Origin of the sequence: Bradyrhizobium sp. CIR18 (assembly GCF_014198295.1) — a bacterium.
GTDB lineage: Bacteria > Pseudomonadota > Alphaproteobacteria > Rhizobiales > Xanthobacteraceae > Bradyrhizobium.
In genome coordinates this window covers 525,000-537,363 of sequence record NZ_JACIHF010000003.1, presented here as the reverse complement: position 1 = coordinate 537,363, position 12,364 = coordinate 525,000, and the positions used below count along the sequence as shown (strand labels likewise).

The 12,364-nt window shown below is 64.6% G+C and carries 9 protein-coding genes; 3 read left to right on the top strand and 6 right to left on the bottom strand.

Features of this window, described 5'->3' with window-relative positions; all coding sequences use genetic code 11:
* Positions 1-178 precede the first annotated feature (178 nt).
* The 3 genes from GGD65_RS15395 to GGD65_RS15385 all read right to left on the bottom strand — a co-directional run bounded on the left by GGD65_RS15395 (position 179) and on the right by GGD65_RS15385 (position 4,804).
* Positions 179-1,621 (bottom strand): sigma-54-dependent Fis family transcriptional regulator, encoded by a 1,443-nt coding sequence (locus GGD65_RS15395; RefSeq protein WP_092251549.1) that lies wholly within the window; start codon positions 1,619-1,621, stop codon positions 179-181.
* A 260-nt stretch (positions 1,622-1,881) separates the two neighbouring features.
* On the bottom strand, positions 1,882-3,618 hold the full coding sequence (locus GGD65_RS15390) for a bifunctional diguanylate cyclase/phosphodiesterase (protein ID WP_183235856.1): 1,737 nt from the start codon (positions 3,616-3,618) through the stop codon (positions 1,882-1,884).
* A 220-nt stretch (positions 3,619-3,838) separates the two neighbouring features.
* Positions 3,839-4,804: a sensor histidine kinase gene (locus tag GGD65_RS15385; RefSeq protein WP_018319505.1), complete on the bottom strand. Its 966-nt coding sequence runs from the start codon at positions 4,802-4,804 to the stop codon at positions 3,839-3,841.
* A 179-nt stretch (positions 4,805-4,983) separates the two neighbouring features.
* On the opposite strand from GGD65_RS15385, the gene GGD65_RS15380 reads away from it, so the two are divergent.
* Positions 4,984-5,823 (top strand): SDR family NAD(P)-dependent oxidoreductase, encoded by an 840-nt coding sequence (locus GGD65_RS15380; RefSeq protein WP_018319506.1) that lies wholly within the window; start codon positions 4,984-4,986, stop codon positions 5,821-5,823.
* A 269-nt stretch (positions 5,824-6,092) separates the two neighbouring features.
* Here GGD65_RS15380 and GGD65_RS15375 read toward each other — a convergent pair whose 3' ends face one another.
* Together GGD65_RS15375 and GGD65_RS15370 are read right to left on the bottom strand one after the other, a co-directional pair.
* Positions 6,093-7,469, bottom strand: a complete 1,377-nt coding sequence (locus GGD65_RS15375; RefSeq protein WP_026202195.1) for a cytochrome P450 — start codon at positions 7,467-7,469, stop codon at positions 6,093-6,095.
* Positions 7,470-7,618: 149 nt separating this feature from the next.
* Entirely contained in the window at positions 7,619-8,854 is a 1,236-nt protein-coding gene (locus GGD65_RS15370; protein ID WP_179732848.1) for an LLM class flavin-dependent oxidoreductase, read from the bottom strand.
* A gap of 361 nt (positions 8,855-9,215) precedes the next feature.
* Between GGD65_RS15370 and GGD65_RS15365 the strand changes: the two genes are divergently transcribed.
* On the top strand, positions 9,216-10,622 hold the full coding sequence (locus GGD65_RS15365) for an MFS transporter (protein ID WP_183235785.1): 1,407 nt from the start codon (positions 9,216-9,218) through the stop codon (positions 10,620-10,622).
* A gap of 146 nt (positions 10,623-10,768) precedes the next feature.
* A complete protein-coding gene (locus GGD65_RS15360) occupies positions 10,769-11,962 on the top strand; it encodes a PHB depolymerase family esterase (RefSeq protein WP_183235784.1) in 1,194 nt (397 codons plus the stop codon).
* Between the two features lies 1 nt (position 11,963).
* Here GGD65_RS15360 and GGD65_RS15355 read toward each other — a convergent pair whose 3' ends face one another.
* Entirely contained in the window at positions 11,964-12,266 is a 303-nt protein-coding gene (locus GGD65_RS15355) for a hypothetical protein (protein WP_245323506.1), read from the bottom strand.
* Positions 12,267-12,364 lie beyond the last annotated feature (98 nt).

The window sequence follows — 12,364 nt, the reverse complement described above, 5'->3', positions numbered from 1 at the left end:
GCGAATGCGCATGTGCAGCATGCGTCATTGTGCAAAGCGAAGAGCAAGGTCCGCGCCAGATGCTGTTGGCTCGCGCAAACCGGCTTAAATTCCGGCAATTTCCGCATTGGCGCCCGGACAGAGCCGCTCGGTGCCTTGTCCGGAATCCGAGACTCCGGACAGTCCATTGTCTCGAAACTCAGACGGAGGCCGGCCCTGCGGCGAGGCCGAACTTGGCGAGCTTCTTGTAGAAGGTCGCGCGCGAGATCCGCAGCATCCTGGCGGCCTCGGAGATCTGGCCGTTGCTGGCGGCGAGCGCCTGCTCGAGCGTGTGCTTCTCGAATTCGGCCTCGGCTTCGGCATAGGGCACCACGGGTCCGGCCGGGCGCGCGGATGCTGAGGGCCTGACGTCGGAGCCGACGGGAAGAATGCGGGCGACATCCTCGCCGGTCAGCCGGCCGGAATCGCTCAGGATCAGCGCCCGCTCCAGGATGTTGCGGAGCTCGCGGACGTTGCCCGGCCAGTCATAGCGTGCCAGCGCGGAAAGCGCGCTCGGCGTGATCTTCGCCTTGACGTAATCGCCGGAGGCGCTGATGTCCTCGAGCAGCCGGGCGCAGATGTCGGGGAGATCATCCAGGCACTGCCGCAGCGGCGGCAAATCGATCGAGAGCACGTTCAGCCGGTAATAGAGATCGGGCCGGAACGCGCCGTCGCTGACGCGCTTGCGCAAATCCACATTGGTCGCCGCGACCACGCGCACGTCGACTTTCGAGATCTTGTCCGAGCCGAGCGGCTCGATCTCGCGCTCCTGCAGCACGCGCAGCAGCTTGGCCTGCAATTGCAGCGGCATCTCGCCGATCTCGTCGAGGAACAGCGTGCCGCCGTCGGCGATTCGGAATTTTCCTTCGCGTCCCCTGCGGTCGGCGCCGGTATAGGCGCCGGGCGCGGTGCCGAAGAACTCCGATTCGATCAGCGTGTCGGGAATCGCGGCGACATTGACGCTGACGAACGGCTTCTCCGCACGCGAGGAGGCATTGTGAATCGCCTGCGCCAGCATCTCCTTGCCCGTTCCGGTTTCGCCGGTGAGCAGCACCGTGACGCTCTGCCGGGCGGCGCGGCTTGCAAGCTGTTTGGCCTGCGCGATACCAGGCGTGGTGCCGACGTAGTCGGCGAAGGTGAAGCGCGCCGCCCGGGCGTTGGACAATTGCCGCCGCGCCAGCCGCAGATCGCTCTCGAGCTGGGCGACGCGGGCGAGCAGGGGTTTGAGGCTTTCGAGGTGGTCATAGAGCACGAAGCCGATCGCGCCGATCACCGTGCCGTTCTCGTCCTCGATCGGCATGCGCGTGACCACGAGCTGCTCGCCGCCGAGCTCCATGATGTCGAGCAGGATCGGCTCGCCGGTCTCGGCCACCTTGCGCATCAGGCTGTTGGGGATGACCTCCTCGATCGGCCGGCCGATTGCCTCACTGGTCCGCTTGAGGCCGAGCGCCGCGAGATATTTTTCATTGACGTAGACGACGCGTCCGCCGCGGTCGATCGCGATCGCGCCCTCGCAGAGCTTCTCCAGCCGCTCGAACAGCGTCTCCATCGCGCGCGCGCGGAGATAGGCGGGATCGCTGATCGAGGCGGAAGAGGCGGACATGACATATCCCGGGGGAAGTCTGTCTGTGTATTAGCAAAAGGGCGTCGATTTCAAAGGGGGAATTGGTCGGTCGCGAGGCGCCCCATACTCAGTCGTCGTCCCGGACAAGCGGAGCGTAGATCCGGGACCCATACCCACAGGGCATAGTTTGGCGAACATTCGGAGTCGGCAGCTTACTCCATAACCGCGCCCCGGGGTGATGGGTCCCGGGTTCGCTTCGCGCCCCGGGACGACAGCGGTAATGTTGTCCCGCTTGCACCCTACCTTCGATACCCGCTCGCCCGCGAATAGCCCTGGCGGTTCTGCTGGTGCGGGCGAGTTGCGACGCTGGCGCGCGACTCGCTGGACGCGGGCGTTGCGAGCTTCAGCTCCTCCAAAAAGATCGGCCGGGAGAAGTAATAGCCCTGCGCGTAGCGGATCTTGGTGGCCGCCTGGAGATAGGCGAGCTCCTCGTAGGATTCGAGGCCTTCGGCGATCACGGTCATGCCGAGCGCTTCGCTCAAGGATTCGATCGCGCGCAGGATGCCCTGGCTGCGCGGGCGCTTATGGATGTCGGTGATGAAGGAGCGGTCGATCTTGATCTCGTCCGCGGTGATGTCCGCCAGCGCCGAGAGCGAGGAATAGCCGGTGCCGAAATCGTCGATCGAGATGCCGACGCCGAGCTTGCGGAACATCGGCAGGATCTCGTCCTGGAAATGATTCTTGGCGACGAAGGCGTCTTCGGTCACCTCGATCATGAAGCGCTGCGGAAAGCCGGTGTCGTCGAGCGCCCGCGCGAAGCTGCGCATGAATTCTGGGTTGCCGGCCTGCTTGGCCGCGACGTTGATGCTGATGGTCGCTTCCGCGCCGAACGTCTCGTTGATCAGGTCGATCGATTTGACGATTTCGGCGAGCACGAGATGGGTCAATTCGTCGATCAGGCCGAGCTCGCTGGCAAGATTGATGAAGGATCCCGGCGCCTGGATCACGCCTTCGTCGTCGCGCAAACGGACCAGGGCCTCGATGCCCTTCACCGCCTGGGTCCGGATATCGACCTTGGACTGGAAGGCGCAGCAGAAACGCTTTTCCAGGATAGCGAGCCGCAGCGACTGCTCGATCTTCATCCGCGCCAGTGCCTCGCGCTCCATGCTGGAGTCGAAGAAGGCTGCCGATCCCTTGCCGTCGTTCTTGATGCGGTACATCGCGATGTCGGCATTCTGGCGCAGCGTCTCGAAGCTGCGTCCGTGATCGGGATAGAGGCTGATGCCGACCGAGGTGGAGGCAAAGAGTTCCGAATGGTCGATGAAGAACGGCGCCGTCAGCCGCTCCAGCGTCGATTGCATGAATTCGGCGACTTCCTCCTGGCTCTGGATCGGGGAGAGCAGCAGCAGGAATTCATCGCCGGAGATGCGCGACAGCATGTCGGAATCGCGCAAGTCGCGCCCGAGCCGCTTCGACAGCTCGACCAGCAGCGCATCGCCGACGGCGTGGCCGTAATAGTCGTTGATGTGCTTGAAATTGTCGACGTCGAGGAAGGCCAGCGCGAAACGCTCGCCGCCGCCATTCTCCGCCAGCAGATTGTTGGCGTGATGTTCGATCACGCGCCGCGAGGGCAATCCCGTCAGCTCGTCGAAATAGGCCGAGCGGAACAGCTGGTCCTCGAAATTCTTCTGCTCGGTGATGTCGGAGGACGCCGAGATCAGCAGCTCGCGTCCGGCGAGGCGAACGGGACGATGGGTCGTGAGCAGCACCTGGCGCGCGCCGTCGCCATGAAGCGCCTCCTCGGTGACGACAGCCTGCCCGGCGCTCAGTGCCTGGCGGCAGGCCTCGCGGCGCGGCGCAAGATCGGGTGAAGGGCGACTGCCGTCCATGCCGAGCTGCGCGGCGGCGGCATCGTTAACCAGCAGAAGCTCGCCATGCGCATCCTGCACGGTCAGACCGGCCGGCAGCATTCTAACGATTTCCTTGAGAAAACCGAGCTCGGCTTCAGTCGCGCCGGAATATTGGTTGTCGTTCATAGAAGTCATGAATCTTGTTGTTTCAGCGCGCCTTTGCAATGGGCGCGATCTTGCGCGGTTCCCTCTTAAGTTTGGTTAAGGGGTCAGGAGAAATACGGGGGTGTTTTGGAGGAAACTTGCGGCGTTGCGACGCGCGCCGACGATCGTCATTAACAGAGGGTCAACAGCGCGTGCGAAACTGCGGGCGGCACGCGGGCCGGCTTTCGCTTGACGCGCGATGCTATTCGCTTCGGGGGATGCGGCACTGCATGATGCAATGCAGCCCGGTCTTCAGGTAAGAGATCTCGGTCCTGCCATCGAAGGACGACAGTGCCGATTTCAGCAGCTTGGTGCCGAAGCCGGGCTCGGACACCTCATCCACACTCGGACCCTCGGTCTCGTCCCAGGTGATGATCAGGCGGTCGTCGCTGACGGTCCATGACACCTGCAGTAGACCGCGCGGCGCGGAAAATGCGCCGTACTTGCCCGCATTGGTGGCGAGTTCGTGAAACATCAATGACAGGGTGACCGCGAGCTTCGGCGGCAGGAACAGTCGATCGCCATTGAGGGTGAAGCGGACATGGCCGTAGGGGCCGAGCTCCGAGATCAGGAGGTCGCGGATGTCACAGCCGGCCTTGTCGATCCGCGAGATCAGATCGTCGGTCGCGGCCAGCGAGCGCAGCCGCGGATCGACCCGGGCCCAGACCTGGGGGTGGTCGTGCAGCACCTGGTGCAGCACCGCGTGCACCGTCGACAGCTTGTTCTTCAGCCGGTGCTGGAGCTCGTCGACCAGCAGTTTGCGATACTCTTCTTCCTCGATCAGGCGCTTGGAGATCCGGCGCTGCTCCGCGAGCATCGTGCGATAGTGCTCGACGCCCCAGATGGTGAGCGCGCAGACCGCCCAATACAGTGCCAGCAGGGCAAACCGCGCCCGATCGGCAAAGGCATCGCCGAAATTCACGACGACGCCGAGCATGCCGCCGACCAGCGCGGTCACGATTCCGATCCGGAAGCCCCCGAACGCGGCGGCAAAGAACACGGCCGGAAAGTAGGGGGTGAAGTAGACGTCGGGCCGCACATGGGCGAGGGCCCAGCGCGTCAGCGTCGCAATCAGCAGGCAGGCCACCGCAAAGGCAATGCTCAGACCAAGCGATGGCGGCGCCGCACCCTGCCAACCCCTGCGGAATTCCTCGATCAGCTTCCCCATGCGCAGCCCAGTTGCGATATGCGTTCGAAAATCGAGCGGCCCATCAGGATGTTACGCATCCCGTCCGCGCAAGCATAGCTTGCCTTGCCGCAGACAGGCAGAGATAGTGGCCACCGCTGCGATGGCAGCGGCCGATGTTCGCCATTTGGCATCAAATCGTTCGAAAACAGGAACATTCCATGGGCAGGCTGGACGGCAAGGTTGCGGTGATTACGGGGGCGACGAGCGGGATCGGATTGCGCACTGCGGAAGTCTTCGTTGCCGAAGGTGCCAAAATTGTGATCGCGGGGCGGCGTCTACCGGAGGGCGAAGCCCTGGCCAAGCAGCTCGGCGCCAACTGCATCTTCCGCCAGACCGACGTGACGGTCGAAGCACAGATGCAGGCGCTGATCGCGCTCGCCGTGGACAAGTTCGGCCGGATCGACTGCCTGTTCAACAATGCCGGCGGCCCGGCGCAGACCGGCGGCATCGAAGGCCTTGAGGTCGAGCGCTTCGATGCGGCGATGGCGACGCTGGTGCGCAGCGTCATGCTCGGCATGAAGCACGCCGCGCCCCACATGAAGAGGCAGGGCTCAGGCAGCATCATCAACAATGGCAGCATCGCCGGCCGCCTCGCCGGGTTCTCGTCCTCGATGGTCTATAGCGCGGCCAAGGCGGCGGTAATCCATCTCACCAAATGCGTGGCGATGGAGCTCGGCGAGTCCAACGTGCGCGTCAACGCGATCTCGCCGGGCGCGATCGCGACCGGCATCTTCGGCAAGGCGCTCGGGCTCTCGACCGATGCTGCGGAGAAGACGCCGGCGGTGATGCGCGAGGTCTACAAGACCGCGCAGCCGATCCCGCGCGCGGGCCTTCCCGATGACATCGCCCAGGCCGCGGTGTTCCTGGCCAGCGACGAATCCAGCTTCATCAACGGCCACGACCTCGTCGTCGATGGCGCCATGACCGGCGGCCGCAACTGGAGCCAGCAGCAGCAGGGCTATGTGGCCTTGCGCAAGGCGTTCGATCAGGGGGCGTAAGCGACGGAGACGGTGCCGTAGGGTGGGCAAAGGCGCGCTCTTCGCGCGCCGTGCCCACCAACCCGTTCCATAGCGGCAAATAGTGGGCACGGCGCTCTGCGCCTTTGCCCACCCTACGAGATCTCGTGCTCCGGACGCAGCGCAGCGCCCCCGGCGATGCGAAGCATCGTCCGGTGCGGTGCGCTGCAGAGCCGGGGCCCATCTCTCCACCTACTCGATCGCAGCATTCTGGGTTCCGGCTCGCGCTTCGCGCGTCCGGACACGTGAGGCTAAACCGCCCGCACTCTCACCCGCAACCCGTCCCGCGGCTTCGGGATCGGCCACATCTGCCAGTCCGGCTTGTAGCCGGGCTCCAGCGACACCTCGATGTTCTGCAAGAAGTGCCGCGCGAAGCATTTTGCCTGCATGTAGGCGAAGTGCAGCCCGAGGCACATATGCGCGCCGCCGCCGAACGGGACCCAGGCGAAGCGGTGGCGACCCCGTTGCGCCTCTTCGGTGAAGCGCAAGGGATCGAAGCGATCCGGCTCCGGCCAGATGTCCTTCATGTGATGGGTATAGAGCGGATTGACGCCGACCGCGGTGCCGGCGGGAATCGTAAAGCCCTTGAAGGTGAAGTCGCGCATGGCGCGGCGCGGCATCGAAGGCACCGGCGGCTTGATCCGCAGCGCTTCCTTGAACGCCATCTCGGACAGCGGCATCTTTTCGAGATCGTCGAAGCTGCTGGGCGCGCCCGGCGCGAGCCCGAGCGCGAGGACTTCCGCGCGCAGCCTGTCCTGCCAGTCCGGATTGGCGGCGAGCTCGCCGATGAAGGAGGTCAGCGACGAGGTCAGCGTGTCGTGCGCCGCCATCATCAGGAAGCTCATGTGGTCGATGATGTCCTGCTCGGACAGCAGCGCGCCGTCCTCATGGGTGGCGCGGCAGAGCTGCGAGAACAAATCATCGCCGCCGTGATTGCCGCGCCGAAGCGGGATCTGCTCGCGGAAATAGGCGACGATGCGTTTGCGCCCCCTGACGCCGGCGGCCATCTGGGTGCCCGGAAGGGGACGGCGGATCGGCGCGACAGCGGCCGCGACCATGTCGACGAAGGCGCGGTTGATCTCGTCGACCTCCGGCCCGATATCGGCGCCGAGGAAGGACGCTGCGGCGAGGTCCAGCGTGAGCTGCTTCATCGCGGGGTAGAGCTGCATCTCGCCGGGCTTGGCTTTCCACTGGGCGACCCGCGCGGAGATGCCGCGGTCGAGATCGGCCAGGTAGGATTTCATCGGTCCGGACTTGAACGCGACCGACAGCGCCTTGCGGTGCAGCCGGTGCTCGTCGAAATCGAGCAGCATCAATCCGCGCGGAAACAACAGGCCGAGCACCTTGTTCCAGCCGTGGGTCGAGGAGAACAGCTTTTGCTGGTCGAACATCACGAGCTCGTTGGCCTCGGGCCCGAGCAGCACGACGTTGGTCTCGCCGAACACATGGGTGCGGTAGACCGGGCCGTATTTGGCGCCGTTCGCCTCGATGTGGCCCTTGGGATCGGCCAGCACCTGGAAGGTCTTGCCGATGATCGGCCATCCCTCGTCGCCGGGAATGTGCGTCAGGGCGTTGCGCTTGGGCGCGGTATAGTCGGGCGCCGGTGCGGCCACATTCTGCATCGACATGACGATTGCTCCGGTTGGCAGGCGCCGCGAACATAGCACGATCCGGCAGCGATGAGCTGCGGTCGTCTTGCGCACAAAATCGTCACACCCACGGCCGTCGTCCCGGGTTCGCGCCACGCGCCCCCCCGGGACGACGAGTGGAGTGCGTCCTATCGCTTCGCCGCCTCCTTCTGCAGATCCGGGGCGTTGACGGCGGGGATGGCGACGCGGCCGGGGCCGGTCATCTTCAGCGCCTCGGCGGCCTTCTCGTTCTCCATGATCTTGGCCATCACGGCCTGGCCCGCACGCTCGAAGATCGCGCGGTTCTCGATCACGAATTTTTGCGATCTGCGCAGGCCGTCGATATAGCCGTTGATCTCCGGCACGACGTAGCGCGCCACCATGTCCCAGCTCCGGCGCGTCGCTTCCGGATTGGCCCAGTCGTGCACGAAACCGATGATGGCACCGACGCCGCCGGAGACCTGCATCACGTTCTTGATGGTTTTGACGAGATCGTCGGGCGTGCCGATGGTGGAGGCCGCGCCCTCGACGAAGGCGGTCTTGTCCACGGCTTCGTCGGGCGAGGAGAACGCGGTCAGCCCCGGCCGCTGCAGCGTGCCGACATTATATTCGTTGTGCCAGCGCATCAGCCCGGCGCCGGCTTCCTTGCGCGCCTGCTCGCGCGTCTCGGCGATGTGGAAGGTCAGCAGCACGCGCCAGTCGGCGCGGTCGACCTTGGTGCCGTGCTTCTTCGCGGCGTCCTCCGCAAACTGCCATTGCTGCTGCAGCGACATCAGCCCCTGCGTCGTCATCGAGCCCAGCGAGATGATGCCGATGCCGTATTTGCCGGCCAGCGTCATGCCTGATGGAGAGATCTGCGAGGCCACGACGAACGGCATCTCCTCCTGCAACGGCAGGATCTGCAGCGCGGCGTCGTTCATCGTGAACCAGTCGCTCTTCGCCGTGACGCGCTCGCCGTTGAAGAGGCGGCGGATGATTCCGATGGCCTCGTCCTGGCGGTCACGCTGCGTCATCGGGTCGATGCCGAGCGTGTGTGCGTCGGAGGCAAGCGCGCCGGGGCCGGAGCCGAAGATGGCGCGGCCGCCGGTCATGTGGTCGAGCTGCACCATGCGCTGGGCGACATTGTAGGGATGATGATAGGGCAGCGACACCACGCCGGTGCCGAGCTTGATCCGCTTGGTGCGCTCGCCGGCCGCGGCCAGGAACATCTCGGGCGAGGCGATCATCTCCCAGCCCGAGGAATGATGCTCGCCGCACCAGAACTCGTCATAGCCGAGCGCATCGAGCTGCTCGACCAGGTCGAGATCGCGCCGGAACTGGAGCATCGGATGCTCCCCGATCGGGTGATGCGGGGCAAGGAAGGCTCCGAACTTCAGGCGCGCCATGGCGTTCTCTCCGGCTTTGATTTTCTGTTTGTTGAGGCGGTGAAGCTACGTGCCGGAAGGCGCGAACGCAATCGCGCGGTGTCCCGCGCGGCGGAATGCAGGCATGCGTGCGTTGAGTCTTCCCCCTCGTTCTTACGGGGAGAGGGTTGGGGTGAGGGGCCACTTCGCCAAATTCGGTGGCATTGGGACTCGCGGAAGCTCCCCCGAATTCAAACTGCGTTTGAATCCCGCCTCTCCCCGCAAGTGGGGAGAGGCGAAACAGCCGTGCCTCGAACGAAGCACACGAATCCTACCTCCGAGGTAATCGTGACACCGCGTCAGACCTGAAATCATCGGCACGGTAATCCAGGGTCACGCGCCGATGCATCAGATCGTCACACAACAAATCGATTCGTCCCGCCGCTGGTGGGTGCTGGCCATCGTGGTGGCTGCCCAGTTCATGTTCGGCGTCGATGCCTTCATCGTGAACGTCGCCATTCCGACCATTGCGGTCGATCTGCAGGCCACGCCGGCGCAGATCGAATCCGTGATCGCGATCTACCTGATCGCCTACGCCACGCTTGTCGTCACCGGGGGCCGGCTTGGCGACGTCCACGGCACCAAGACTATCTTCCTGGCCGGCGTGCTCGGCTTTACGGCGACCTCGCTGTGGTGCGGGCTCGCGCAATCCGGCGTGGAGCTGATCATCGCCCGCCTGGCGCAGGGCGCGACCGCGGCGCTGATGGTGCCCCAGGTGCTGGCGACGCTTCATCTCCTGTTCACGGACGAATCGCGCAGCCGCGCCTTCGCGATCTACGGCATCGTGCTGGGGCTGGCCGGTGCCGCAGGCTTCCTGCTCGGCGGTCTGCTGGTCACGATTGATCTCGCTGGCACCGGCTGGCGTTCGGTCTTCTTCGTCAACGTTCCCTGCGGCCTGGTCATTGTGGCTGCCGCCTGGCGCATCATGCCGTCGGTGCCGCGGCGATCAGGGACGAGGCTCGACATCCAGGGCAGCGTGGTCCTGTTCGCGGGGCTGCTGTGCCTGATCGGCCCGCTGCTGTTTGGTCACGATGTCGGCTGGGCTCCCTGGCTGTGGGCCGTGATGGCGATCGGCGGCGCCGTCCTCGTAGCGTTCCTGAAGCTCGAGCACGCCGTCGCGCGTGCCGGCGGCATGCCGTTGATCGACCTCACGCTGCTGGCGGATGCCGCTTTCCTGCGCGGGCTTGGCGCCGCCTTCTTTTTCTTCCTTGCCAATCTCTCCTTCTACCTCGTCATGACGCTGTTCATGCAGCGCGGCCTGAAGATCCCGCCGCTGTCGGCCGGCATGGCCTTCATTCCGCTCGCGCTGGCCTTCGTCGTGGCCTCGCGCCACAGCGGCGCGCGGGCGCGTCATCGCGGCACCAAGGTGTTGATCGAAGGCTGCGCGCTGCAGATCGCAGGCCTCGCCGCGCTCGCGCTTGTTGCAGCCTGTATCGATGCGCCATCGCCGCTTCTGCTGGCGTTCGCCATGATCATTTTCGGCTACGGGCAGGGACTGGTGATGGCGCCGCTCTCCGGCGCGGTGCTCTCGACCGTCAAGCCCGTCGCCGCAGGCTCGGCGTCCGGCATCTACGGCACGACTGCGCAGATCGGAAATGCGGCCGGAGTGGCCGCAATCGGCGCGGTATTCTTCGCCGTCGATGCTTTGCAATCAGCGCGCGCAGGATTTCTGGTTTCGCTTGCGCTGTTTGTGACATTAATCCTGATCTGCGCCGCATTTCTGTCGTGGATGCGTCGCGCATCTGCATGAAGTTGAGGCATTGCGGTTAATACGTGCGGATTTCGGCGGGATTTCCCGTGATTTTCGTGGATGGACAGCGCATGGTCTTTTTATTTTGCAATGCAGCAACTATCTGGTTTGGCTGAGCGTTGAAAGTCGCCCACCAGGAAGTTGCCGTGTCGTTAGCCAAGAATGTTGATCTGTTGAGACGTCTGCCGAGGCTGGACGGTCTGCGCTTTGCCGAACTCGGCCGCAGCGCGGATGCGTCCAGTCCATTGGAAGAGGTCACCGGCTTTGGCGAAAACCCGGGCGCCTTGCGCATGTTCGCGTTCGTGCCGGCGCAGTTGCAGAAGCCGCGCGCGCTGGTCGTCGTGCTGCATGGCTGCGGGCAGACGGCAGCCGGCTACGACCTCGGCGCGGGCTGGTCGACGCTCGCCAAGCACTATGGCTTCGCGCTGCTGATGCCCGAGCAGCAGCGGATCAACAACGGCAACACCTGCTTCAACTGGTTCAATCCGGAAGATACGGCGCGGGACAGCGGCGAGGCGCATTCGATCCGCGAGATGATCGCGCACATGGCCGAAGCGCATCGCATCGATCCCAGGCGCATCTTCATCACCGGCCTGTCGGCCGGCGGCGGCATGACGTCGGTGATGCTCGCGACCTATCCGGAAGTCTTCGCGGCCGGCGCGGTCATTGCCGGACTGCCCTATGGCATCGCCTCGAATTTGCGCGAGGCGCTGGACGGCATGTTTCATTCCCCGGTGCGTCCCGCGCGCGAGCTCGGCGATCTCGTGCGCAATGCCTCGGATTATCGCGGCCCCTGGCCGAAAATCTCGGTGTGGCACGGCAGCGCCGATCGCACCGTCAATCCCGGCAATGCCAACGAGATCGTCAAGCAGTGGCTCGATCTGCACGATCTGCCGGAAGCGCCGATGGCGGAGACCAATGTCGACGGCTACCCGCGCCAGGCGTGGTGGGGCAAGGACGGCGAGACGCTGGTCGAGTCCTACGCCATCACCGACATGGCGCACGGCACGCCGCTCGGGCTTGCCGACAACGACCAGCGCTACGGCGTGGAAGGCGCATTCCTGATCGAGGCCGGTATTTCCTCGTCCTATCACATCGCAAAGTTCTTCGGCCTCACCGGCTGGATTGCAGATGCTGCAAAGGCGGAGGCCAAGCCTACAAGCAAGTCTCCAAGCAAGCCTGCCGCGCAGCCGGCCTTGACGCCCGCGCCGCATCTCGCCCGCTCGATCCGCGCCACGGTCGCCGAACAGCCGGCCGAGCCGACGCGCGAGGAGGCTCGCGGCTTCGATCTCGGCCAGATCATCACGCGCGCACTGACCGCCGCGGGGCTGATGAAGTAGTTCAGGCCGTCTGACCGATCCATTCGATCGGCGTCACCGTCACCTCGCCGCCGGCGACCTTCCGCGTCATCTCCTGATAGGCTTTGAAGAAGTCGCGCGATTGCAGCGCTTTTTGCGCGGCATCGTCAGCGACGCTGGCGAGATGGAAATAGCTGCCGTCGTCGCGGTTCTTCAAGACGCGATAGCCGATCCGGCCCGTCAACTCCGGATCGCCGTCGATCGCCTTGATGAAGCGGCCGACCTCCTGGTGCCAGGCCTCCGTCGTACCGTTCCTGAATTCATATCTGATCATGAAGTGCTTCATGTGACGCTCCCTGTTCGTCGTGTGCGTCATCATCTGCGGCTTGCAAGCGATCCTGCAAGTATGGACAAAATTGATAGTATGGACTTTTTCGACGTCGC